23 protein-coding genes are annotated in these 24,605 nt (G+C 51.9%); 9 read left to right on the plus strand and 14 right to left on the minus strand.

What is annotated here, in order from left to right:
* Nucleotides 1-29 precede the first annotated feature (29 nt).
* Nucleotides 30-4,496 carry a DUF7619 domain-containing protein gene (locus C8E01_RS05540; protein ID WP_116542373.1) on the minus strand — a complete coding sequence of 1,489 codons (4,467 nt, stop codon included), beginning with the start codon at nucleotides 4,494-4,496 and terminating at the stop codon, nucleotides 30-32.
* A gap of 178 nt (nucleotides 4,497-4,674) precedes the next feature.
* On the opposite strand from C8E01_RS05540, the gene C8E01_RS05545 reads away from it, so the two are divergent.
* Nucleotides 4,675-5,112: an acyl-CoA thioesterase gene (locus tag C8E01_RS05545; protein WP_116542374.1), complete on the plus strand. Its 438-nt coding sequence runs from the start codon at nucleotides 4,675-4,677 to the stop codon at nucleotides 5,110-5,112.
* A gap of 95 nt (nucleotides 5,113-5,207) precedes the next feature.
* On the opposite strand, the gene C8E01_RS05550 is transcribed toward C8E01_RS05545, so the two are convergent.
* Both C8E01_RS05550 and C8E01_RS05555 read right to left on the minus strand, forming a co-directional pair.
* Nucleotides 5,208-5,705 (minus strand): VOC family protein, encoded by a 498-nt coding sequence (locus C8E01_RS05550; RefSeq protein WP_116542375.1) that lies wholly within the window; start codon nucleotides 5,703-5,705, stop codon nucleotides 5,208-5,210.
* Nucleotides 5,706-5,787: 82 nt separating this feature from the next.
* On the minus strand, nucleotides 5,788-7,305 hold the full coding sequence (locus tag C8E01_RS05555) for a hypothetical protein (RefSeq protein WP_116542376.1): 1,518 nt from the start codon (nucleotides 7,303-7,305) through the stop codon (nucleotides 5,788-5,790).
* A 476-nt stretch (nucleotides 7,306-7,781) separates the two neighbouring features.
* Here C8E01_RS05555 and C8E01_RS05560 point away from each other — a divergent pair, with 476 nt between their 5' ends.
* Both C8E01_RS05560 and C8E01_RS05565 read left to right on the plus strand, forming a co-directional pair.
* Nucleotides 7,782-8,501 (plus strand): hypothetical protein, encoded by a 720-nt coding sequence (locus tag C8E01_RS05560; protein WP_116542377.1) that lies wholly within the window; start codon nucleotides 7,782-7,784, stop codon nucleotides 8,499-8,501.
* An 11-nt stretch (nucleotides 8,502-8,512) separates the two neighbouring features.
* Nucleotides 8,513-9,115 carry a hypothetical protein gene (locus tag C8E01_RS05565; protein ID WP_116542378.1) on the plus strand — a complete coding sequence of 201 codons (603 nt, stop codon included), beginning with the start codon at nucleotides 8,513-8,515 and terminating at the stop codon, nucleotides 9,113-9,115.
* 81 nt (nucleotides 9,116-9,196) lie between these two features.
* Here C8E01_RS05565 and C8E01_RS05570 read toward each other — a convergent pair whose 3' ends face one another.
* The 7 genes from C8E01_RS05570 to C8E01_RS05600 form a co-directional block, all read right to left on the minus strand.
* A complete protein-coding gene (locus C8E01_RS05570) occupies nucleotides 9,197-10,042 on the minus strand; it encodes an arsenite methyltransferase (RefSeq protein WP_116542379.1) in 846 nt (281 codons plus the stop codon).
* A gap of 52 nt (nucleotides 10,043-10,094) precedes the next feature.
* Nucleotides 10,095-10,427, minus strand: coding sequence for an ArsR/SmtB family transcription factor (locus C8E01_RS05575; protein WP_116542380.1), 333 nt, complete (start codon nucleotides 10,425-10,427; stop codon nucleotides 10,095-10,097).
* Nucleotides 10,428-10,506: 79 nt separating this feature from the next.
* Nucleotides 10,507-11,529, minus strand: coding sequence for a potassium channel family protein (locus C8E01_RS05580; protein WP_116542381.1), 1,023 nt, complete (start codon nucleotides 11,527-11,529; stop codon nucleotides 10,507-10,509).
* Nucleotides 11,530-11,618: 89 nt separating this feature from the next.
* Nucleotides 11,619-12,068 (minus strand): hypothetical protein, encoded by a 450-nt coding sequence (locus tag C8E01_RS05585; RefSeq protein WP_116542382.1) that lies wholly within the window; start codon nucleotides 12,066-12,068, stop codon nucleotides 11,619-11,621.
* Nucleotides 12,069-12,109: 41 nt separating this feature from the next.
* Nucleotides 12,110-14,041, minus strand: coding sequence for a copper-translocating P-type ATPase (locus tag C8E01_RS05590; protein ID WP_116542673.1), 1,932 nt, complete (start codon nucleotides 14,039-14,041; stop codon nucleotides 12,110-12,112).
* Between the two features lie 190 nt (nucleotides 14,042-14,231).
* Nucleotides 14,232-14,534 carry a phosphoribosylpyrophosphate synthetase gene (locus tag C8E01_RS05595; RefSeq protein ID WP_116542383.1) on the minus strand — a complete coding sequence of 101 codons (303 nt, stop codon included), beginning with the start codon at nucleotides 14,532-14,534 and terminating at the stop codon, nucleotides 14,232-14,234.
* Nucleotides 14,535-14,567: 33 nt separating this feature from the next.
* On the minus strand, nucleotides 14,568-15,188 hold the full coding sequence (locus tag C8E01_RS05600) for an AraC family transcriptional regulator (protein WP_116542384.1): 621 nt from the start codon (nucleotides 15,186-15,188) through the stop codon (nucleotides 14,568-14,570).
* A gap of 280 nt (nucleotides 15,189-15,468) precedes the next feature.
* On the opposite strand from C8E01_RS05600, the gene C8E01_RS05605 reads away from it, so the two are divergent.
* From C8E01_RS05605 to C8E01_RS05620, 4 genes are all read left to right on the plus strand, one after another.
* Nucleotides 15,469-15,780, plus strand: coding sequence for a four-helix bundle copper-binding protein (locus C8E01_RS05605; RefSeq protein ID WP_243409442.1), 312 nt, complete (start codon nucleotides 15,469-15,471; stop codon nucleotides 15,778-15,780).
* Nucleotides 15,781-15,940: 160 nt separating this feature from the next.
* On the plus strand, nucleotides 15,941-18,550 hold the full coding sequence (locus C8E01_RS05610; protein WP_243409443.1) for a multicopper oxidase domain-containing protein: 2,610 nt from the start codon (nucleotides 15,941-15,943) through the stop codon (nucleotides 18,548-18,550).
* 119 nt (nucleotides 18,551-18,669) lie between these two features.
* Complete coding sequence (locus tag C8E01_RS05615) at nucleotides 18,670-19,128, plus strand: DUF305 domain-containing protein (RefSeq protein WP_243409444.1); 459 nt, start codon at nucleotides 18,670-18,672, stop codon at nucleotides 19,126-19,128.
* Nucleotides 19,129-19,273: 145 nt separating this feature from the next.
* Nucleotides 19,274-19,921, plus strand: a complete 648-nt coding sequence (locus C8E01_RS05620) for a DUF2911 domain-containing protein (protein ID WP_116542387.1) — start codon at nucleotides 19,274-19,276, stop codon at nucleotides 19,919-19,921.
* Between the two features lie 75 nt (nucleotides 19,922-19,996).
* Here C8E01_RS05620 and C8E01_RS05625 read toward each other — a convergent pair whose 3' ends face one another.
* From C8E01_RS05625 to C8E01_RS05640, 4 genes are all read right to left on the minus strand, one after another.
* Nucleotides 19,997-21,262, minus strand: a complete 1,266-nt coding sequence (locus tag C8E01_RS05625) for a PQQ-dependent sugar dehydrogenase (protein WP_116542388.1) — start codon at nucleotides 21,260-21,262, stop codon at nucleotides 19,997-19,999.
* 144 nt (nucleotides 21,263-21,406) lie between these two features.
* A complete protein-coding gene (locus tag C8E01_RS05630; protein ID WP_116542389.1) occupies nucleotides 21,407-22,117 on the minus strand; it encodes a PRC-barrel domain-containing protein in 711 nt (236 codons plus the stop codon).
* Nucleotides 22,118-22,126: 9 nt separating this feature from the next.
* Nucleotides 22,127-22,321, minus strand: a complete 195-nt coding sequence (locus tag C8E01_RS05635) for a hypothetical protein (RefSeq protein WP_116542390.1) — start codon at nucleotides 22,319-22,321, stop codon at nucleotides 22,127-22,129.
* 138 nt (nucleotides 22,322-22,459) lie between these two features.
* A complete protein-coding gene (locus C8E01_RS05640; RefSeq protein WP_133242728.1) occupies nucleotides 22,460-22,876 on the minus strand; it encodes a hypothetical protein in 417 nt (138 codons plus the stop codon).
* 106 nt (nucleotides 22,877-22,982) lie between these two features.
* Between C8E01_RS05640 and C8E01_RS05645 the strand changes: the two genes are divergently transcribed.
* A complete protein-coding gene (locus tag C8E01_RS05645; RefSeq protein ID WP_116542392.1) occupies nucleotides 22,983-23,357 on the plus strand; it encodes a hypothetical protein in 375 nt (124 codons plus the stop codon).
* A gap of 130 nt (nucleotides 23,358-23,487) precedes the next feature.
* Nucleotides 23,488-23,982 carry a hypothetical protein gene (locus C8E01_RS05650; protein ID WP_133242729.1) on the plus strand — a complete coding sequence of 165 codons (495 nt, stop codon included), beginning with the start codon at nucleotides 23,488-23,490 and terminating at the stop codon, nucleotides 23,980-23,982.
* Nucleotides 23,983-24,605: the final 623 nt, after the last annotated feature.

Genomic DNA, 24,605 nt, shown 5'->3' on the forward strand with positions numbered 1-24,605 from the left:
GCTGTATTAAGCTTGTATAAACAAAGCTTCTACAGTACCGTCAGCTTTTTGGTGACCAAACCGCGTTCCGTCTGGATTTGCAGAAAGTATAGACCAGCTTTGGCGGTTGGCAGACTGATCTCCACCGTTTCCGGCCTTGGTCCGGTGATGTGTGTCTGATGTAGCCGCTTACCCAGCGCATCGTATACCTCGATTAACTGCACATCAAAGTCGCCATAGCGCAGGCTTACGGTGAACTGACCATTGTTCGGATTGGGATAAACGCTGATCGCCTCTGTTGGCGCCAGCTCCTCCACCACAAAGTCGGAGCTGCTGCGGGCGATGCCGCCGTAGCCCGTGATAGTCACTTTGCCGGTAGAAGCGCCTCTTGGTACGCGCACCGTATACCTGTTTCCTTCGCTCTCCAGCACCAGCGCTTCCTGCCCGTTAAAATCAATTATGTCCAGCTGTGCCATGATGCCGAAGTGCTCGCCGGTGATCTCCACCACCGTGCCCACCGCGCCCCTGGCCGGCTGCATGGCTGTGAACTTCGGCCCCGGGATCACTTCGAAGGAGGTAGAAGCCGTTGCTTTCCCACCCGGTGTCTCCACAGATATAAAGCCTGTCTCTGCACCTTCCGGCACGCGCACGGTCAGTTGCTTTGCACTGGCTTCCAGCACCTCAGCCGCTGTCTTTCCGAAGCGCACGATGTTGCGCGCTTTGTCCGTGGCGAAGTTCTCACCGGTGATCGTAATGTTTGCGCCCACAATGTCGGTTTCTTTGCTTATGCCTGTAAGAGCAGGGGCATACCACACGGTATAGGTCTTGTTGCTCACCGCCTCGCCGCCTTTGGTGCTGACCTGGAAGGCGTCTGTTGTAGCATCAGTCGGCACCCGCACCGTAATGGTACCTGCTGTGTTGCTTAAGATCTCACAGGCCAACTCACCCAACGTAATGCTTTCGATCAGCTCGGATTGCAGATGTTCGCCTGTAAGCGTCACCGTCTGGCCCACCATGCCCTCCGCAGGACTGAAGGAGCTGATCACTGGCGGCTGGTATACCTGAAACTTATCAGAGGAGGTTATGCCCCCGTCCGGCGTGATGACCTTGAGGTTACCCGTAGTAGTACCTGTCGGCACGAGCACCTTCAGCTCCGTGGCGGTGGCGCTCACGACAGTGGCCACTTTTCCATTCAGGTATACCTTGTTGTCGGCAGCCACTGTAGAAAAGCGCTGTCCGGTGATGGTGACCTCTGTACCGAATCTGCCTGCGGCAGGGGAGAAGCCCGTTATGCCCGGCGTGGCCAGCACGTCCTCCAGGTTCACCCGCACACTCTCGTTGATCACTGGCGGCATGTCGTATATGCGGTTTTGCGTCACGTTGGTGCGAATCGGGGAGTTGAAGTCGAAGAAGATGTCGGCGAAGTTCTCCACGAGGGTCTTCTCCGGCAGGTCTGCCTTGGGCTTGATGCTGAAGAGGATGTAGCCATGGCTGCCGGGTTCGTCTGTGGTAGAGTCGGGTAGCATGATGTTGTCGAAGGTCCAGGTCAGTACGGGTTGCCCCTTGCCCGAAACCGCCACACGGCTTGGGTGGGAGGAGACTCCCAGCTGCAAAGTGCTCAGGTCCAGGTGCTCGGAGAGGGTGTCCACGACCACCACGCGGTAGGCTACGTCGGTGCCCGTGTTCTGGAAGCGGATCTTATAAGTAAGGGCCACGCCTGTTGGCGTGTAGAATTCCTCGGTGCGGCCCACAGGGGTCACGAGCTTGTCGTTCGGGTCGTAGGAGTCGGTGATCATCATGCATTCCACGGATTTCTCGGCCTCCTCGTCATCGGCGGGCAGCAGGTTAACCATTCCCGTGCTCACCGAGCTGACCTCTCCACCCGGGCAACCCTCGATCGTGACGCTGGCCGCGGTGTTGTCGCCGTTGCCGGCAGGCTGGTCGGCCTCCAATCGCCAGGTATAGCCCATAGCCGGCACCCAGAGCACGAGGCTGTCGCCGGCCGCCAGGCGGAACTGCTCCTGCGAGGCCAGCTGTCCGTCAGCGTACTTGCGGAATAAGCCCGGATCGGTCATATCGGCCGTGCCGGTGTTGCGCACCACAAAGCGGATCATCCCCGTCTCGGCGTTGCAGCGGCCGGTGATGGAAACGGTCGGGGTCGGCTCAGCCTGCTTGTTGTTGGAGGGCGTGATCCAGGCGCGTGTGCAGACGGTAAGGCCCCGCACTGACTCGTCGCCGCAGGTCACAATGTCTTCAATGGTGATGGTGCCGCTCTGGCCGGCGGCCAGGTCGCCCACCCTAAACTCGTAGGAGCCGTCCGAGAGGCGGGTATAGGTCTTGTCGGCTGAGAGCAGTTCCACTTCTGTGGGCAGCTGTAGGTATACCTTAGCATCCGGGGCGGTGGCGAAGCCGGAGTTTACGTAACGGACGGTCGTTGTGCTCTCGAAGCAGCGGCGTCTTCGGGTAGAGGAAACGCTCACAGAGAGATAAGGGGAAAGGGAGACGCGGTTGCCGAAGTTGATGGCATCGACGATTTCGCCTGCTCTGGTGATAGATACATTTTTAAGTTGTCCAGGCTGAGGACAAGTAGCGCTTATTTTTCTGCCAATCTGGTATGGTAGGATCGTCTGAAGTGAATAATCACCCGGATCAACTTTAAGTTGGTAGCTTCCATCCGAACCCGTTACCGCATAAACCGGACCTGGCATGGCCTGCACCACGATACCAGCAAGCGTCTGTTCAGACGTATCCAGGGTACAATTGCTGTTTGCGTCATGATACACAAATCCTGTGATAAGGCTTTTAGGTTCCTGATAATCAGAAGATTGATAGATAGTAAAAGTATTGGCATAACGACCTCCCAAAATCAGCCGGGAACCACTTCTGTTAGCCGAAACATAATCCAAGCTTCTTTTCTCCTCATGCTGAAGCTCCCCTTTAGCATTATAAATTTGAAAAAGCCCTGCAATGTTCGAGGCTACGTAGATGTTGCCTTTGCCATCCAGTGCAAGATCACTGTCCACGTCCCATGATATATAGCTGGAACTGTACTTGCCAAACTCACGGATGAATTTACCAGTGGCATCAAATTGCTGAATGCGTGTTCCCTTGTAATCAAGTACATGAATAATTCCAAGCAGGTCGACAGCGACAGCCTGGGGCACCCAAAGTTGGCCTGGACCTGGACCCCTACTGCCAATTTTTGCGATGAATTTTCCCTGGGGGCTTATTTTGCGGACTACTCCGCTGTAATAGTCCGTCACATACATATTCCCTGCAGCGTCATGTGCAAGGTCAGTAAAATAGTTTTCCGAATTTGCATCACCAAAATCAGTGAAGCGCTGCTGAAATTGTCCTTTGCTGTTAAACTTGAAGATGGCATTGCCAGCGTTCCCGTGTTTGTAACTATTGAGGACGTAGATATTTCCAAAGATGTCAACGGAAATGGCACTGGGAGCTGACATGCTCCAACCCGAACCTGCGGATCCAAATTCCATGACAACCTCACCCTCATGATCGAACTTCGTTACCTTACCGGTAGAGTTTATAATGTAAATGTTGTCATCTTCATCCAGTGTAATTTCTCTTGGTGACCATTCTCTTCCCCACGAGTCCAGGTATTGCCCTTTTTTATTATAAAGAAATATTTGACTGTTGCCGATTTGATGGCTTTGATCAACTATCAGGATATTGCCTTCGTGATTAATGGCTATCAAATGACTTGATCCCATTAAGCGTCCGGGCCCAGAGTCCAGAATAGATTTACTTTCAAAGTTTCCGTTCGCGTCAAACACAAGGAAGCCTTTGTAACCATAACCATTTATTAAGTTGTCAAACACATACACTTGCCCCGTTTTCTTGTCTACATCAAGCTGAACCGGACCATTCAGCCTGGTGCCGACATCCTCGTTGTTGCCAAATACCAGTAACTGCTCACCCTGGGGAGAGTACTTGATGATTCTTTTATTTGGAACGTCAAGCGCGAATAAATTGTCGTGTGCATCCAGGCTAATGCTGCCGGTAAGAAGCGGAATTTCCTGCAGGAAATTTCCCTCCTTGTCAAACTTTTGAATTCGGCCATTTCCGCTGTCCGCTACAAAAATTTCTTCCTTGGAATTTACTTTAACATTATTCGGATAGCTGAACTGACCCGGACCTTTCCCCCTTGTTCCGATCTCATAAAGCAGCTTCCCTTCTTTGTTGTATTTAGAAAGTTTTGAGACGGAATAGCTGAGTGCATATAGATTGCCTTTTTCGTCGAAAGCTATTCTATAGCCATTATAACCCCTGAAATCTATGTCGCATAAGGGATCCTTATGAATAACCTTGCCTTCAGGAGTAAACTTTTGCAACTTTTGGTGAGGCAGGTATATGTTTCCCTCGGAGTCAACTGCAATGTCCTCCTCCAGGCCTACCGTTATCCCTACTTTTTGATAGAGATCAAAGTTGGCAATCTGGGCTCGGGAATAGGTAGTGGCGGCAAGTAAAATGACTATCAATAGTAAAGTTGTTCTCATAGGCGCTCGATAACAATTTTTAAATTGGGGTATAAGTCTGTAAGACTAGCATTTAGAATATAAACATAGCGTTATATTGGCTTATTTACCAAAGTAAGTCTTAAAAAAACAACCTGTGTTATACCTGCAAAGATTAACTTTACCATTATAACATCATGCTCACCATTACTCATTAACTATGCCTCATACCTATACCAATAAAGTGATGTGGTCGCACCTGGATGCGAACATGCACATGCGCCACTCCGCCTATGCCGACTTTGCGGCGCAGGCCCGTATCGAAGCCCTTGAAGAATTGGGAATGGATTTGAAAACCTTTCAGCGCCTGCACATCGGGCCGATCCTGTTCAGGGAAGAAACCACTTACCTGCGGGAAGTAGGAATTAACGAGGAGATCACCATCCAGACAGAACTGACGGCCAGTCGCAAAGACGGCTCCCGCTGGGCGCTGCGCCACGAACTTTATAAGGAAAACGGCGTGAAAGCAGCCGTGATCAAAGTGGAAGGTGCCTGGATGGATGTGCTGAAGCGCAAATTAACCCTACTGCCGGAAGAGCTGGCGCAGCATTTTATGGAACTGCCCCATAGCGTCGACTTTGTAGAACTTGAAGGGTAAAGCTATACCTATACCGTGATCTCATAAATGACAAAGGGGTTTTCTGCTCGCGAAGCAGAAAACCCCTTTGTCATTTATCAATAAGTTCAACAATCTTATTTTTCCAGTTCACTCAGCAAATCCTGCAGGTCGAGCGGCTGCGTATACATGGTGATCTTGCCTTCTTCATCGCGGGGCCAGTGCTCCTGTGGTCTGTCCCAGTAGAGTTCCACACCGTTGCCGTCGGGGTCCGACAGGTATAGCGCTTCCGAAACACCATGATCAGAGGCACCGTCGAGGCGGTAGCCGGCATCTCGGATGCGCTTGAGGATGGCGGCCAGGTCTTTGCGGGTAGGGTAGAGGATGGCGGTATGGAAGAGGCCGGTGCTACTTGGTGGGGGCGGCGTGCCTCCCTTGCTGTACCAGGTGTTCAGCCCGATGTGATGGTGGTAGCCTCCTGCCGAAATAAAGGCCGCATCCGGTCCGTACATCATCATGAGTTCAAAGCCCAGCAAATCGCGGTAAAAAGCCAGTGCACGATCCAGGTCGGCTACTTTGAGGTGCACATGCCCGATGCGGGTCTGAGCAGGGACAGTATACTTATCTTTTGCCATGGTGTCTTAACTTTTGCAATCCTACTCATAGCCCATACGCGAGCTGCATCTTTTTGTGTTAAACCAAAGCAAAACCCTTACGCTACAAATCGCTTTGCGCCAGTTCGAGCAGCACATCGTAGTAGGGGCGTCGGAGCATTTTGGCTTTGAGCCAGGCATAGAAACTCATGGCCTGTATGTCGGTCTTCTCAAAGGACTCAAACTCCAGACTCTGCTCCACCTGCTGAAAAAACGCTTCGCTGGCCACAAGCTCCGGTTGGTCTACCATGTGCTTGATCAGTTGCAGGTATTGCATCACGTTGTAGTAAGCCGGCTGCTGCAACAGGTCTTTGAAAGTGCGCTCAAATGCCCGGATCTTGTTCAGCACCAGGTCTTCGTTGCCCAGTTCATACTGCAGAATCAGTTCCCCCATTTTCTTCTTCAGCACCCACTCGCGCCCCATGGTCTGTTCCAGCCATTTGTCTGATCGCTTAATGCCCAGCAACACGCGGTTTGCCTTGCCAAAGGCCCCCTGCGCAAAATAGTTGAAGCTCAAACCCAGCAAGGCAGTCAGCTGGTCGCGCTGACTCAATTGCACCTTGCTTTTGTAGAGCAGTTTCTCCATCAGCCCGATGGCCTCTGCGTTGTTGCGCAGAAAGACCAGGTTGGCCACCATCAGAAAAATGTAGCGCGGATAAAAAGTCGCGTAGTGGTTTTTGCCGTCGCCACTCATACTGCTGTGCAAGGCTGCCAGGTAGTGGATCGACTCTACGAACTTCTTGTTCCGGTAGAGCACGTGCGCGATCATATACAGGAGGCTGAGCTTGTAAAACTGGTGCGCCTTGATGAAGCCGTATTTCTGTTCCGTTTCCTGGTACTGGCTGATGATAAAGGGTTCAAAGGTCAGAAATTCTTTGCGGGCGAGCACGGCGCTACGGGCGATGGACATCAGTTTATAAAGCAACTGGGGGCGCTTGCTCACGGCCTCGGTCAGGTTGTAGCTGCTGAGCACCTCCTGTATGATCCGGTCGAAGTGCAGGTCGCTGCCCTGTCGCCGGACAGCCTGCAGGCGTTGGCTAATGATGCTGCTGGCGATGTTGGCACGCTCCACTTCGTCGGCGGCCAGTTTGTTCAGACTGCGCTTCTCGATGATCCGGTCCAGGTCTCCGGCAAACGCACTGTCTGCCCGCTCGATCTGCAGGTTGTAGATGGTGTTGAGCAGGTCGTACTGTTCGTTGGCTGCAGCGAGCTTTTCGGCCTTGAGCAGGTAGTGCCAGGCCAGTCGCTCTACCTGCGCGTCGAAGAGGTAACGGGAGAGCGAGAGCAAACCCATGATCGTGGAAGCAGAGGTGCTATCCTGCTCCATCCGTTTGAGCATGATGAAGTCGGTGAGGTGGCGGGTCAGCCGCTTACGGAGCGCGTAGTAGGCGACCGGATTCGGGTCCTCAGGGTATAGACGGGCGATCAGTTGTTCCGGCGTATAGTGCTTGTCTTGCAGTAAGAGTTTATACAACGCAAGGTCCTTTCGGCTCTTCTTCTTTTTCTGTCGCTGAATGAAAATGCCAAGCTCGCGACGGTCTTCCTCACCGAGCGTTTCCAGCGTTATCTTGAGATCGTCCATCGTAGTGTAAGGTCGTCTTTTTCTACTCTATTTGTCATCCTGAAAGGATCCTGGTAATGAGAGGTATACACCCCGTTAGTAGTTTTTGCTTAAGCTACTGTTATAAGAGCGTTCTTCTCAGAACATAATTTCGAACAGACTGAGAGCCTGGTCTTATCTTATATAGCTAAAAAACATCTGGCTCAGCATCTTGCTGGTCATAAGCTGAATCAAGGTATAGCGTTTCTGCAACATGACCCCGAGCCAAAAACCAGACTATTGGGTAAAAATATGAGTGTAAAAACAACAGATTTTAAAATTTATAAAGTCTGATAGTGTGAATATAAATGATTGTATGCTAATAATATACGAGCCTATAAATTAAATTTTAAAAGTCCTTGAAATCGATTTGCTGGCTTTCTATACCTGCTGGTGTGTTGTAGGTTTGATCTATTAAAACAGAGAAAAAAAATCATACACCTAAACACACATCGATCATGAAAAATCTATTGCTCACATTTATTGCCTGCCTCCTTTACTTTGCCGGCCAGGCGCAGGACGTCCTCATCAAACGCAACGGCGACGAACTGGAAGTCAAAGTGCTGGAGATCAATCTGGAGGAGGTCAAGTACAAGCGCTTCGACAACCTGGAAGGACCCGTTATTTCTATTGCCAAAAGTGATGTATTTATGATCAAGTATGAGAACGGGACCAAGGTGACCATGAACGAGATGCGCCCTGCCGTGCAACAGCCGGTGTACGCACAACGCACGGGGTATCCGCGGGAGAACCTGAAGCTTGGCGGACCGCGACTGGGTTTCACTGTCCTCAGCCAGAAGTACATCGATCACATCAGCAGTGACTATGATACCAATGTAAATGCCTTTATGACCCAGTTTGGCTGGCAGTTTGAAACGCGGGTGTTTACGCTCGAAAACGGCACCTCCGGGCTGTTTGAATTTGTGCCGCTGATCGGGGGGCTGGAGCAGGGCAAGTTTCTGCCGAGCCTGAGTGCGCTGGTAGGTATAAGAGGGGCAAAGGGGCTCGAGTTTGGACTCGGTCCGAATGTGTCGCTGGGTGGAGCAGGAATCGTGCTGGCCGTTGGTACCAATTTCCAGAGTCAGGGAGTTAATTTTCCGGTCAATTTTGCTGTGGCACCTTCTAAGGACGGTGCTCGCTTCAGTCTGCTCTTTGGCTTTAACTCACGCAAATACTAAGCTGTCATGTCATGAAAAAGTTTCTACTGCTTATCGTGTTCTTGGGAATGCAGCAGGTGCTGCTGGCACAGGATATCATCGTGAAAGTTTCGGGAGAGGAGCTAGCTGCCCGTGTATTGGAAATAACCCTGCACGAGGTCCTTTACCAACACCCGGACTCGCTGTCAGGTATAACGCGGCGGATGCCAAAAGCCGAAGTGTTTATGGTGAAGTTTGAGAACGGAACGAAAGAGGTTTTTGAGCAGCATGTAGCAGATACCCTCGGCGTGTTGACAGAAGGTATGACGCCCGAGCAACTGCATGCGCTGGGTGTAGCGGATGCAAAGCAGTACTACAAAGGCAATGGCGCCATGTGGGGATCAGCTGCCAGTTCGATGGTGATGTTCCCGATCGGCTTAGCCGGCAGTCTGGTCATTGGAGCCACTCCACCCAAAGTAAAGGCAGACCGCGTGTCTGATATCCGTATGCTGGAAGACCAGGCCTACCTGAACGGGTATAAAGAGCAGGCCGCCCGCAAGAAGAGGGGAAAGGCCCTGGCGGGAGTGGGCATCGGCGCCGGCATACAACTAGGCCTGATCATCCTGATCATGTCCACGCTGTCAGCCGCCCCCTGACGGATGCCCTGCTAAAACCAGACGGGAGTAGCCAGCTGCATAGGTTGGCTACTCCCGTCTGGTTTTTATAGTCATAGGTGCCTAGCAGCAACCGCTACCCGGTGCACAGGCCAGGTTTTCGATCGGCTTGCTGCCGTATACCGTGATGCTGTAGATGCCGGTGCTGCTCTCTCTGAAAGCCTTTATACCTGCGGCATCGAGGTAGTCCTGCAGGATCTCGTCCGGCACATGGATCGCTTTCTCTTTCTGCACGGTGATGTTCTCAAAACCCACTTCCCGGATGATCTGCAGGTATTCGTCTTTCTGAATCGCACCTGATACGCAGCCGGCGTACATCTCGCTGGCCTGCACGATGCCCTCCGGCAGATCACCCACCAGCACCACATCCGAAATGCTGAAGTGACCGCCTGGCTTCAGTACGCGGAAAGTCTCGGCAAAGGCCTTGCGCTTGTCCGGCACCAGGTTGAGCACGCAGTTGCTGATCACCACATCGGCACGGTTCGCCGCAATCGGCAGCGCTTCGATCTCGCCCTGTCTAAACTCCACGTTGTTGAATCCCAGCTTGTCGGCATTTTCACGGGCCTTGGCGATCATGGCCTCGGTCATATCCACGCCAATCACCTTCCCGCCTTCGCCTACCAGGGCGCGGGACACAAAGCAGTCGTTGCCGGCGCCTGAGCCCAGGTCAACGACCGTATCACCTTTCCTGATCTGCGCAAACTCGGTAGGTACGCCGCAGCCAAGGCCGAGGTCCGCATCCGGATTGTAGCCTTCCAACTCGGTATAATTATCAGCAAAAATAGCGTAGTCCACGGTGCCGCAGCCAGTGGCCCCGCAGCAGGAGGCTTCGTTCTGCTCTTTGCTTTGCAGCGCGATCTCGCTGTACTTGTCGCGCACTATTTTTTTTAGTTCTTCTGCCTTGTTCATAGTTTTTAACTTTTATTTATCGGTAAATTACGATCAATTAAATTAAATTTTTTTAGCAGCAACTGGTGTCGCTAGCCGTGTAGCTTTGGAACAAAATACCCAGTGTCTCCTGGGCCTGCTTCCATACCTGCTCGTTGATGCAGTAGCATACCTTTTTGCCGTCAATGTCTCCCTGAATCAGACCCGCTTCCTTCAGCTCTTTCAAATGCTGCGATACAGTGGACTGCGATAGCGGCAGTTCATCCACGATGTCGCCACAGATGCAAGCCTTGCGCTCGAGCAGCACACGCAAAATGGCAATACGAGCCGGATGGCCCAATGCTTTGGCAAAGCGGGCGATCAGAATCTCTTCGTCTGTAAATTGTTCTGTCTTGGAAAGTCCCATGTGTTCGTTTTATAATCGTAAAATTACGATTAATGTAAGTCAATTCAAAAAAAAATGACAAATTTTTTTGATGCCATACCTATACCGGATCAGCACGGTAGATGTCTTTCCAGCTCCAGCCATCCTGGTACAGCAAATAGGTGAGGGTCTCGCGCCGTTCCTTGAAGGTTTCTGCCGAGTGGAAGGCACCCAGGCGTTCTGTTTTCAGAGGAATTCCCGCTTCGATCAGGGCATCCCAGTTCATTTCCGGAAAAGTATAGGGCTCCTGCTCTTCGTTTTTGTGGTGTCGCTCCAGTATGTGCAGGTAGAAATCCTGCGCCCCCCTGATGGTCAGCAATTCAGCATCAGAAGGTCTGGCCTCGTCCTGCACCCCAAACTTAAGAAAGTTAATGGCTTCGTCGAATATAGCGAGGTTGAGGATGACGGACTGCCGCTGCTCGATGCTGTGAAAGTAGTGGATGATGGGGTAGGCCTTGTGGTTCTGGCTGTGTTGTGTGATCATGTCTGCCAGGTCGGCATCGTGCCTGAGCAGCCGGTCAAAGTTTTTCCCGTTCCAACTGTTCAGCAGCATCTGCTGGGGCGAGTTGCCCAGGCTGTTGAGGAACACACTCAGTTTCACCTGCAGGATAACCGCTGACAGCACCGGCATGATGTAGGTGATGGAAACCGTGATGAAGGCAAGTCCGCTAAAGGCCAGCAAGTTGGCCACAATGTCCCACAGCGTGCTGCCCGGCTTGTAGTCGCCATTGCCCATGGTGGACAGGGTATAGCCGGCAAAGTAGAGCTTCTCGGAGGCTGTGGTAATCGCATCGGTCGTACTGTTCAGGACCGAGCCCGGGTCGGAGAGGAGCAGCAGAAAAGATCCCAGCCACATACCGGCCACCCACGACGTAATGATGAGGATCAGCAGCATGTGGCCCACCCGCTCCAGCATTTTCTTTTTGCCGTCGTTTCCAGCCAGTTTCAGGCACAGACGCCAGGTGTTTTCCGCAATAAAATTCGTCAAATGCCCGCCTCCCTGAAACGAGAGGGTAGTCGTGATCAGGTCTTTGAACACAAAAAAGATGAGGGCTATACCTGCAATCGCATAGAGTATCTGCATAAACAGTGAGTGGGGGTGCGCAATCAGTACCTGTTTTACTTTTTAAGACAACACGGGGTTCTGAAAAATGTTGTCGTGGCAGGCAGGCGCTAACGGTTCATCCCCCGGCGCATCCGGTTCATGTGGGTGCTATCGATCATACCCTGCTGCTGCATGCGCTGCATCATACTGCCCATCATACCCTGGTGCTGGAGCATCAGGCGGGCCATCTCGTTGCAGGCAACCGTGTCGGAGTCACACAGGGTCATCATCTGTTTCATGTGCTGCTGCACTTGCTGGCGGTGCAGGTTAACCATACCGGTCGTGTCGCCTATCATACCTCCCTGCATCATACCGCCGCGCATCATACCCGCCCCCATGTTCTGGTCCCGCATTTGCGCCATCAGTTCGTTTCGCATCTGCTCATCTCCCAGTATGGTGGTGTATACCTGTTGGCGTTCCTCTTCGTCGCGCAGCATGTCCTGCACATTGTCTGACTGTTGGCAGCCACTCATGCAGAGCAGCACAAGCGATAGGAGGGGGAGTAAGGTTTTCTTCATGGTTTTATTTCCTTTGTTTAAAATAAGCACGTCAACTTCTGCTACTTGATCTGCCGTCGCAGCAATTGTGCGTTGATGGCCACGATCACCGTGCTCAGACTCATCAGCGCCGCACCTACGGCAGGCGACACCATGATGCCCTGGTTGTAGAGTACACCGGCGGCCAGTGGCAGTGCGATGACGTTATACCCGGTTGCCCAGATCAGGTTCTGAATCATTTTGCGGTAGGTGGCCTTCCCGAAGAGGATGAGCGAGGCAATGTCCTGCGGATTGCTGTTGACCAGGATGATGTCTGCGGTTTCGGCGGCTACGTCTGTTCCGGAGCCAACGGCTATCCCTACATCGGCCTGCGCCAGGGCAGGGGCATCGTTCACACCGTCACCCGTCATGGCCACAAACTCGCCTTTGGCCTGCAGCTCTTTCACTTTCTCCTGCTTCTGGTGCGGGAGCACGTTGGCCAGGAAGCCGTCCATCTGCAATTTGTCGCTCACGCTTTTAGCTACCCGCTCATTGTCGCCGGTCAGCAGCAGGTTCTTAATGCCGTTCGCTTTCAGCACCCGGATGGCCTCGGCCGATTCCTCCCGTATCTGGTCGCGCATCGTAATGTAACCAACAGGCTTTGCGTCTACAAGCGTGTAAACTACCGTCTCAACGCCTTCTTCGGCCTCACTGGCCGGCACCTGCATGTTAAACTCTTTAAGATAGTTGGGGCCTACCACCTTGACATCCTTGCCCTCTACTATACCTTCCAGCCCTTTGCCGGGCAGGTAGTTGAAGGACTGCGCAGGCGGCACGGCTATACCTTCGTCTTTCATTTTCCGGAGGATGCTCTGGGCAATAAAGTGCTCGGAGTTCTGCTCTACACCGGCTGCCAGTCGCAGCATTTCCCGCTCGTCAACGGCTTTGTCAAATGTCACGACGGCGGCGATTTCATGCGAGCCCTGGGTGAGGGTGCCGGTCTTGTCGAAGATGACGGTGGTGATGAGGCGGGCGTTTTCGAAAGCGGTGCGGTTGCGTATGAGCAGGCCATTGTTGGCAGACACCGCGGTGGAGATGGCCACTACCAGCGGCACGGCCAGCCCCAGCGCATGCGGACAGGAAATTACCATGACCGTCACCATACGCTCCAGTGCAAAAGCCAGGTCCTGCCCAAGTAGAAGCCACACGGCAAAGGTGCCGAAGCCGGCGGTCAGGGCCACGTAGGTCAGCCATTTGGCGGCGCGGTCTGCCAGGCGCTGCGTATCAGATTTCGTTTTCTGTGCATCCTGCACCAGCTTGATCACTTTGTTGAGATAGCTCTCCTTGCCGGTAAACTCCACACGTACCCGAAGGGCGCCGTTGCCGTTAATGGAGCCGCCGATCACCTTGTCGTCTTTCGCCTTTTTAACCGGTTTGCTCTCTCCCGTGAGCATGCTCTCATTCAGGTGACTTTCACCCTCTTCCACCACACCATCGGCCGGTACTTTCTCACCGGGCTTTATTAGAATCAGGTCTCCCTTCTGCAGCTCTTCGATGCGCACCCGCACCGTCTCTCCATCCCGGATCAGCATGGCCTCGGCCGGCATCATGCTCACCAGCAGCTCCAATGCTTTGGAGGCGCCCAGCACGGAGCGCATTTCGATCCAGTGCCCGAGCAGCATGATCACGATCAGCGTGGCCAGCTCCCAGAAGAAGTCCATGCCCTCCAGCCCGAACACAATAGCGGAACTGTAAAGGTACGCCACCGTAATAGCCACCCCGATCAGCGTCATCATGCCCGGTACGCCCTTTTTTACCTCCTCTACTAGACCCGTCAGGAATGGCCAGCCACCATAGAAATAGATGATGGAGGAGAGCACGAAAGCGATGTACATCCCGAAGGGCACGTCCAGTGTAAAACCCAGGATGTGCTGCACCATCGGACTCAGGAGGATGACGGGTATAGAAAGTGCAAGTGAAATCCAGAAGCGCTTTTTAAAGTCCTCTATCATCATGCGGTGATGGTCGTGGCCGTGCGCCCCGTGTGGCGGGTGCCCGCTGGTGTCTTCGTGCATGGCTTGTTCGTGCCCGTGCAGCGTCTTTTCCGCCAGCCTTTCCGTTACCTTGTCCTTCTGCTGCTGTGCGTGCGGATGCTGGTTGTTCGCATGGTGCTGATGGTGGTCGTGGTTCACGTTTTCTAGAGTTTTATGCCCGCAACTTCTTTGCCATTTCAGGGGTGATCGCTTCAGCATAAGCGCCATAGGCATCTACCAGTACGCCTTTCACTCCATGTGAGGTAGAGATGGCGTAGATCACCGAGTTGTCATCCGGATTGCTCATGCCCTCGAAGCGGTGTACTTCATCAATATAAAATTCCTCAGGTTTCAGCTCCAGCGATCTGGTGGAGCAGACGATGCAGTTTTCTTTCAGGTTGAAATCTTCGGTATACCCTTTTTGCTTGAGCTCATTCAATGCGCCGGAAAGGGTGGGATAGTTGTTATAGTTCATATTGTGTATGGATGTTATACAGTGATCATATTTTTATTCTGATTCTGACAAAGTCTCTTTCAAATCCTGGATAGCACAGATCGGTTGCCGGTGGTAAAGTTGCTGGTTGCGGTACTTCAGTGGGTTTAAGCCTGTTACTTCTTTGAATTGGGAAGAGAAATGCTGCACACTTTTATACCCCAATAGGCTGGAAATCTCGCTTACATTTTGCTCATTGTACTCAAGTAATTCTTTAGCGCGCTCCACTTTCTGCAAAATGATATAACGGCTGAGCGGTATCTTTTCCATGGCTTTGAACGTGGTGCTGATGTAAGTATAGTCTCTCTTTAAAACACCAGATAGGTATTGTGAAATAGAGCTCATGTTTTGCTCAGGATTGTCCTTATAGAACAGGTTTATAATAATAATCTTTGTTTGTTCTACTAGTTTTGACTGGTCATCCTGAATCAAGTCGAATCCATTTCTGACCAGGACTTTGTGAATATCTTCTACCGAAACATTTTCAGGTCTGAAAATAATAGCCCGACCTAAAACAACTTCTTTTACTGTCAGACTAATTGCCTGTAATTCGTCCCTAACTACTTTGATGCACCGGGGGCACACCATGTTTTTTATATAGAGCGTCATCAACTGCTCACAGTCAGTGTCTACCATCTATTATGTCTGTTTTGGACTTAGTACTGACACTCTTTTATGCCAGTCATGATTTGTACGGCTTTAAAAATGTAAAGGATAGGAATATCAACAAGAGTGGCTTACTACAGCTTAAATTACCATAGCCTTACTTTTTTATTTGCACGCGATTTCTTGGGGTTTTAGAAGAAGCTGCAGATGTTATCTATAAAAATTAGTTAAAAATCTGTAAAACTGATCTGTAAAGTATCAGGTATAAGAGAAAACTTATAACCAAACAACACTTACTATGAACGCAACTATGAATAGAGAACTTATAAGCGCGCTGGCAGAATGTGCCGCTACTTGTAACTACTGTGCCGTTTCTTGCCTGCAGGAAGATGATGTGAAAATGATGGAGCGTTGCATCCGACTCGATATGGACTGCGCCGCTATTTGTAAAATGGCGCTGGATTATGTATCACGTGACTCTACTTTGAAGCGAGAAGTGCTGGACCTGTGCGCCCGAGTGTGTCGCGAGTGTGGCGAAGAGTGTGCCAAGCACAAGCACGACCATTGCCAGATGTGCGCCGAGGCTTGCCGCCGTTGCGAGCAGGCATGCCAGCAGGCATAATTACCTTGCATGCTGACGAAAAGCATAAACTAAGCATCACCCTGATTGCTCTATAATTTATAGTAGCGGTCAGGGTGATTTTTTATGCTGACCTCTACTATAAAAGGCGCTATGAATAGCCCTCTTCATACATAAATGAAAGACAAAAATGTATCAGCTTTTGATCATACTGCTTCTGCTCGGTACCGTTCCCTTTACTTACGCGCAGCATGAGCTCCACAAACCAATCCAGCAACAGCAGACGGAAATCTATACCTGCCCCATGCATCCCGAAGTGCAAAGCACAAAGCCGGGCAAATGTCCCAAGTGCGGCATGACGCTGGTAAAGCAAAAACCAAAAGCCCCCGCAAAGCAAGAACAGGCTACGCCCAAAAAAGCTATGAAAGCCAAACCTGCCACACCGGCTAAAAAACCGGTGCAGCAACAAAATGCAAAACCTGTTCAGCATCAGGCGAAGCCGACAAAGAAAGACCCTGTCACACCTGTTCAGAACCCTGAGGAAATAGAGAAACCTGTCCATAAAGCGGGGCATGAGCCGGAGAGCCCGGGTCAAAGGCATGTGCCGCGGACGGTGCGCTACTATTTGTATGTGCGGGATACCTTGGTCAACTTCACCGGAAAAACCAGAAGAGCCGTGGCCATTAACGGCAGCATTCCGGCACCAGCCTTAACCTTTACACAGGGCGATACAGCCGAAATTTACGTGCACAATGAGATGGACGTGGAAACTTCCATACACTGGCATGGCGTGTTTCTGCCCAACCGTTTCGACGGGGTTCCCTGGCTTACCCAAAAACCCATCAAGCCTCACTCTACTTACCTCTACAAATTCCCGATCATCCAAAATGGTACATATTGGTATCACAGCCATAGCGCCTTTCAGGAACAGAGCGGAATGTACGGTGCCCTGATCTTTAACAAAGTAAATGAACCGGATATGCCGGCTATACCTATCGTACTCAGCGACTGGACCGATATGAACCCGAAGGAAGTGTACCGCTCGTTACGCAGCGCCAACGATTGGTTCTCTATCCAGAAAGGTGCGACGCAGGGCTATGCGGAGGCAATCAGTAAAGGCTACTTTGGCACCAAACTCAAAAATGAGTGGAAGCGGATGGAAGCGATGGATGTGAGCGACGTGGCGTATGAGAAGTTCCTGACCAATGGGCAGGGTATTGCCGAGCAAACGCATTTTACGGCTGGGGATGTGGTGAAGCTCCGGGTCGTGAATGGCGGCGCTTCCACTTACTTCTGGCTGACCTACTCGGGTGGCAAAATAACGGTGGTGGGCAACGATGGCAACGATGTGTCGCCTGTGGAGGTGGACCGCCTGATTATTGCGCCTGCTGAAACCTACGACTTGCTGGTGACCATACCTGAGAACATGCAATATGAGTTTCTGGCAACAGCCGAAGACCGTTCCAATACCACTTCGCTGTGGCTGGGCAGGGGCATGAAAATGAAGGCGCAGCGCTTGGGCAAACTGAACTACTTTGAGGGCATGAAGATGATGAACGACATGATGAAGCTGAACGGGGACATGGAGCCGATGGGCATGGAAATGAGCAACCAGCAAATGGACATGAACAGCGTGATGTACCCGGAAGTTTCTGGGCAGGACCACAGCATGCACGTAAGCGACGAGTTGAAAACCGCAACCGATAGCAGCATGCAAGTGAAGCAGCAGGTCGACACCACCGCACACCAGGGCCATGACATGAAAAGGCACGATATGCAAAACATGAGCGGTAGCAACTCCGAAATCCTAACCCTGAACTATGGCATGCTGCGCGCTCCTGAGAAAACAACGCTCAGACCCGGACCCATAAAAGAATTGCGTTTTGAACTCACCGGTAACATGAACCGCTATGTATGGACCATGGACAACAAGACGGTGTCAGAGTCTGACAGGATACTGATAAAAAAGGGGGAGAACGTAAGAATCATCATGTTCAACAACTCCATGATGCGCCATCCCATGCACCTGCACGGCCACGATTTCCGGGTATTGAACAAGCAGGGCGAATATGCTCCCCTGAAAAATGTGCTGGACATTTTGCCGATGGAGACGGACACGATTGAGTTTGCCGCCTCAGAGAGCGGTGACTGGTTTTTCCACTGCCACATACTCTACCACATGATGGCCGGTATGGGTCGCGTGTTCACCTACCAGAACTCACCACCAAATCCGGAACTTCCAAATCCTAAGCTAGCCCAGAAAATGTTCAACCGGGAAGACAAGATTTTCCTGCCTTCTGCGGAAGTAGGGTTGGAAAGCAATGGCAGCGACGGAGAGTTTATACTGGGTAGCTCTCGTTACCAGCTTTCCACTGAGTGGCGAATCGGTTTTAAGAAAGAGTATGGTATAGAAAGCGAAACATACTTTGGACGTTATATTGGCAAAATGCAGTGGCTGTTCCCCTTCGTAGGCTTCGATTATCACTACAACAGCGTAGAGAATGAGCCTGAGAAAAACATGTTTGGCCAACTGAGCAACCAGGATAACCGAAAAGTGGCCGTAGCGGGGGTGCAGTATACCTTGCCCATGCTGATCGTGTCGGAAGCGAGAATTGACACGAAGGGGAAATTGCGTTTCCAGTTGCGACGCGATGATGTGCCGCTTACCAGCCGCCTGCGCCTGAACCTGATGGGGAACACCGATAAAGAGTACATGGCCGGTTTGCGCTACATTGTAACCAAGTATGTGTCGTTATCCACTCACTACGACAGCGACATGAAGTATGGAGCCGGCCTCACTTTTATATACTAGCAAGTTTGAGGGATAGGGTAGAATCAATTTATAAATTTACAAAGCAAAGCGTATATATTAATTGTATGCTTTATGGCACGTAGCCGGTGCTATTAAGGCATCACGAACCAAGAGAAAAAATGAATCAAATAGAAAAGGGAAACTATATGAAATTCTTCCTCATGCTGGGAGTCTCTTTCGTAATCATGTACGGGGTGATGTTTCTGAATGCAGACAAATTCGATCATGTATACCTCAACATGAACCGTCTTTATATGGCACTGCTCATGGTCGCACCCATGGCGCTAGTCATGTTGGGATTTATGACCTCGATGTATAAAAATAAAAAGCTGAACACGATCATAGTTGGAGTGAGCCTGGTTGTATTGGTAGGAGCTTTTTTACTGCTCAGAAACCAAACTTTGGTTGATGATAAGCAGTTTCTGAGGTCCATGATCCCACACCACTCGTCTGCAATTCTAGTGAGCCAGGAGGCAAATATTTCTGACCCTGAAGTAAAGAAACTAACGGAACAAATTATTGAATCGCAGGAAAAGGAAATAGCTGAGATGAAGGCTATTTTAGAAAGAATGAAATAGCGTAGCTTTGGAGCGGCGTTTTCAGCCTGATTCAGGAATAAAAACCAGCTGCTATACCTAAGGGTATTTAAAGTTTGTAGTTTTGGGCACGATAAACCTATCGAATTGCGCCTGTTAAGAACAATAATCACCTTAAATTCTAATTATGATAAACTCTACAGTCTCTAGAAGCCTATTGGCCCTTTTTCTAAGCGCCACGCTAACCTATTGCAATCAGCCAGAACAGGAGCAGGAACAAGAACAGGAAACCCCTGCAGCACAGGAAAACCACGTCGGGCATAACATGCAACCAAGCGAAGGCGCCAACATCATCGGCGTGCAGGCAGAGCCGGATACCCTGAAAGGCAGTCTGAAGGCGGAGGCCCACGGCATGATCGGCGATGCGCATCTGACCATCGCTTATTACTCACCGGCGGTGCGCGGACGCCAGATCTGGGGCGGACTGGTGGCTTACAACCAGGTATGGGTGACGGGCGCCCACGCGGCCACCAGCATCATGACCGACAAGGACATCACGATAGGCGGGAAAGAGTTGCCTGCCGGTAAGTACGCTTTGTTCACCATACCCGGTGAGCAGGAGTGGACGATCATCATCAACAAAAACTGGGAGCAGCACCTGGCTGACGACTACACCGACACAGAGGATGTGCTCCGCTTTACGGTGAAGCCGGAGGTAGCACCAACCAAGCAGGAAAGACTACGCTACGAAATCATATCGGGAGATGGCGGCGAAGGCAGTATCCAGATCACCTGGGATATGCTGCGGGTGACGCTTCCGGTGTCGCAGCGGTAAGCAGCCGGATCAATATTAAATAGAAAAAGGACAGGCGTATACCTGTCCTTTTTCGTTGCTGCATTTTAGCGGAGTTTACTGTTTGGGCGTAATCTTCCAGAGTTCACCGTTTTCTTTGTCGGTAACAACGTATAGCGCTCCGTCCGGGCCTTGGCGTACGTCACGTACCCGCTGGTCGCGGTCTTTGAGGAGGTGCTCCTCGCCGGTCACGCGGTTGTTCTCGATGCGCAGGCGCACCAGCGCTTGCGCACGAAGGCCGCCTACAAACAGGTTCCCCTTCCACTCCGGAAAAGCACTGCCCGTATAGAACTGCGCTCCAGACGGGGCAATAACAGGGTCCCAGTAATAAACCGGATCTACAAAACCCTCTTTAGTGGTAACGGCATTCGGTACGGGTGCACCGGAGTATTCCTCCCCGAAAGTTACCGTAGGCCAGCCGTAGTTTTTGCCTTTCTCCACTTTGTTCACTTCATCGCCACCCTGCGGTCCATGGTCCACGATCCAAAACTCACCTGCATCGTTGAAGGTGGCGGCCTGCACGTTGCGGTGTCCGACAGACCAGATCTCCGGCAGGTGGTTTTCCTTGTTCACGAAGGGGTTGTCGTTCGGTACTTTGCCATCCGGTGCAATGCGGATGGTCTTGCCCATGTGGCTGTTCATTTGCTGCGCCTGCGGACGAATCTCGATATCAGAGCGCTCGCCCAGTGTGATGTACAGCATGCCGTCTGGGCCGAAGTTGAGGCGGGAGCCATAGTGCATCGTGCCGTCGTAAGTGGGTTGCGCCTGGAAGATCACCTGCACATTCTCCACACGCGAACGGTCCTCTGAGAGTACCCCGCGGGCTACGCTGGTGGCGTTGCCTCCCTGGCGGGGCTCGGTGTAACTCCAGTAGATCATGCGGTCGGAGTCAAATTTGGGGCCGAGGGCCACGTCCAGCAGGCCGCCCTGTCCGCGGGCGTCCACCTTCGGTATACCTGCAATGGGGTTGCCGATCTGTCCGGTGGCCGATACAATGCGCATGCGGCCTGGCTTTTCGGTCACCAGCAGGTTGCCGTCTGGCAGGGGCTCAATGGCCCAGGGTTTTTCGAGGTTCTTGGTGAGCACCTGCACGTCAAAAGCTGTTTCAGATTTGATCGCACAGGCGCGGGTCTGGCCCTCGAAGGTCGGCTTCTGGTCCGGTGCATTCGCGGTGCCCATGTCGATCGGCTGGCAGTCCTCCGGCGTGGTGGCTACGGGTTCCTGCTGGTCGTTGTCCTGTTGGGTAGCGGCCTCCTCGCTGCAGGAAGCGCCCATCGTGGCCATGCCGAAAACAGACAGGAGGATGAGTCGGGATAGTTTCATAGTGTTTTATTTTTTTTGATTGGTATACAGTGTATCATTCGTTTTACTCCATTGTGTTTGATTTGTTCGCAAGTGCCTGTAAACCACAAAGCCGCACAGTTGGCAGGTGCGGCTTTGCAGGTATAGCATGTGTCTAAAAGAGGCCTAAGAATCGAGCGCTCTTTTCTTGAGAAGGATGAATTCTTCCTCTGTAATAGAGCCGCGCTCACGCAGGTTCTCCAGTCGCTCAATGGTGGTGATGGAGTCTTCTACGGGCTTGCTGCGGTAGTCCCTGCTTTCAACGCGATCGGTTACGTGCCCGCGGTCACGGTTAAGGGTGGGGTCCTGCGCTGCATAGAAACGGTCCTCGTTAAACGACTCGTCGTTGTAAAAGTCCGGGTTAATGCGGCGGGTCGTGGTGGTGTCGTGCTGCAGGGCATCGTCAAACTCAGCCTTGTACTCGGTTTTGTCGTCGAAGGCATCGCGGTGGGCGCGCCGGAAGTTGTCGCGCACGGCGTACTCATAATCCGGGGTGATCGGGCCGCCCGGGTAAGCCGGGTATTGCGCAACGCTCTTTGCGTCAACAGAGGCCACGAAGATGTTCTTTCCTTTGCGGTCGAGGGCGGCTGCCCCGATCGGAATGAGCAGGAAGGTGTCGCGGTCGCGGTCGAAAAAGCGGTGGTCGCCCAGCACCGAAAGGTAGCGCACTTTCATGGCATCCATGTCCACGACCAAGTCTTTCACGTCGCCCAGCTTTTCGCCGTCGGCGCCTACCACGCGCCAGCCTGTCACGTTGGTATTGTTTTTGGCTACCTCGTAGTCTTTCAGTTCGCTTAGAGGCACCAGTCTTTCATTTCTCAATTCGTTGTCGTTCATAACTTCAGTTTAAGTGCGTATCACATCAGGCGTCAGGTCTGGGCTGGGTGCAGGCACCAGCATGCTGACAGTGGCAAGCGCCTGGGCATGTCTGTCTTTCAGCACCAATTCATACACAGCCCAGCCTAGCAGGAGTAGTATCACCACCAGCAGGATCCAGGGCCACACGGGCTTCTTCTTTCTTTCAATGTTTATCTCGGCCATTTTCGTTTTTATTTTTCCATAGTTTTATCTGAGCACCTCTACCTGCCACCAGGGTGGGAGGAGCGGTTTTTGCTTAATACGCTGTTGCACAGATGATAGTTGAAAGGCTGCACGCACAGAGCTGGTGGTGGGGATTTTTCAGTGCAGGTTCTGTTTGTTTAGCCACTCCACGGCATCCATCGTGTGTGTGAAAAATCTTACCTCAGGAGAGTCTTCGCTGTGCGCTATCGACGGTGGGATCGGAGCATCGGGGGGCAGCACGTGCGCAATACAGCGCACCTCTGATGAGTCCTTTACCATCTTGTCCCACTCGCTCCAGGTCAGGTAATCCAGGTAGGCCGCGGGAGCATGGAAAAAGTCCTGCACATCACTTAAAAGCGAACGGCAGGGAAATTCCTGAATCATTTCCAGAATGCCCTCTTCCACTTCCCGAATGCTCTCTTCGGTTGCGGTCCCTTTCCAGATCACACTGAGCATCTTACGGGCTTTGAGGTAGCGAAGGGTGCAATATCGTGTGCCTAAACTGTTCCGGTAATGTCTGTATGGTTTTTTCATAGCTACCTGTTTGTACTGTTGCCGCTGCCTTGCCAAGTTAGGGTGGTACCAAAATTAATTGGCTCCGCGGTTGAACCGGCCTTGTTTAATAGTGTTATATTGCATCGTGCATTACGCTGTTAAAAATATTCTGGTCGCCCTCTCGGTCTTTTTTGCTTTCTACGGACTGCAGACCAGGGCGGCTATGGAACTGCGGGCACAGTCGGTAGAGGTACGGACTGCGCAGGGCAAACTGACGCGTTTTGACAATGGCGAGCTGGGCCAGGCAACGGTACTGCTGCAGCCGGAAGAGCAGCTGCGCTTGTGGCAGCCAAGGCCTTCGGCACCGTTCAAGCAGGCGTCTTCGGGTTCGGCGGCACTTGTGTGGGCGCAGGAGTTCAGGCTACAGCAAGAGGTGTCCTACTACCTGCAGCGGGCCAGGCATTTCAGCCCCGGCCTCTCCATCCGCGATATCATTTTCCCCTTCCACTACTTCTGGTAATTCCTTTTCTTTTTTAGCGCACCGCAGGGTATACGCCCTGCTTGTTTTTACCATCAGGTATAGGGCGGTCTTGCACCGGCTGCTATACCTGTACCCATCATATTTAGTGACCTTTAAAAAAGAAAAGAAAATGGATACTTCCACCATCATCATGGGCATACTGGCTATGGCCCTTTTTGTAATCCCTATTTATTACATACAGCACAGACAAAAGTCGAATGTGAACAAGGCCATGCAGCCTTTCCTGGACGCGGCGAATCGCCATGGGCTGCAACTGGGGCAGCATGATTTCTGGAACGAGCAATACGGCATCGGGCTCGACGAAGCCAATAACCGCCTGTTTTACTGGCACCTCGACGGCCTGAAGCCACAAGAAGTAGTCGTAGAGCTGAGTGCTGTGAAGCAGAGCGCAGTAGACAATGTGTTCCGCGATGTGAACGGCAACCGCATCATCGACTCGATCGGCTTGCGCCTGACGCAGAGCGGCGGGAAATCGCCTAACCTATACCTGCCGTTTTACGACAAGGAGGGGAGCATGATGCTGAGCGGCGAGCTGCAGCTGGCGGAGAAATGGAATGCGATCGTGCTGAATAAAATTGCCAGCAGACAGGCTGTGCAGGTATAGGATTCAATTTTACCTTCGCTTTTCCCTTAGCAGGGGAGGGTGTTAGAAATGATGCGAGTGTTCGTGCTCGTGTCGCTGATAGAGGGGCTTCTGGCCCCTTTATCTTTTAAGTGATGTTTGGTTTTGCATTGGCCCTTGCAGGTATAGTCCCTGTATTGTTCTATAGCTTGGCCTGTCCGGCCGGGACTCACTTTTTTCCTTGATGGGGGTAGGGGCCCTCGATAAAGAAAAAAGTAAGCAAAAAAATCAAGACTATCCAAACTCGCTGAACGCTCTTGACAGGGGGACCCCTTCACCCCCAACAGTGGAGCGCCGAAAAGTGCACCTGGCTCAGGTGATCTGTTTCATAGCTGGAGGGGCAAGGATGTCTTTTGATGCGTGCCAGTGGATTGTGTGGTAATAAACAGATCCAACAGAGCTGGTCCCTTTGAGATGGCAGCGGCAGGCTCCTTCCCCTGTTTTTAGGGGAAGGCTGGGATGGGGTGAAACTCCCCTCCTTGGATAAGGAGGGGTAGGGGTGGTTGGACCCGGTATTGCAAAAGGACTGCTGCAGCTACTGCGGCTATACTTGTGAGACAGCAGTAGCAGAAATCCCCTCTCGGGAGGGGCAGGGGTGGGTTAAG

It is taken from the genome of Pontibacter virosus (genome assembly GCF_003096355.1).
GTDB classification, from domain to species: Bacteria; Bacteroidota; Bacteroidia; order Cytophagales; family Hymenobacteraceae; genus Pontibacter; species Pontibacter virosus.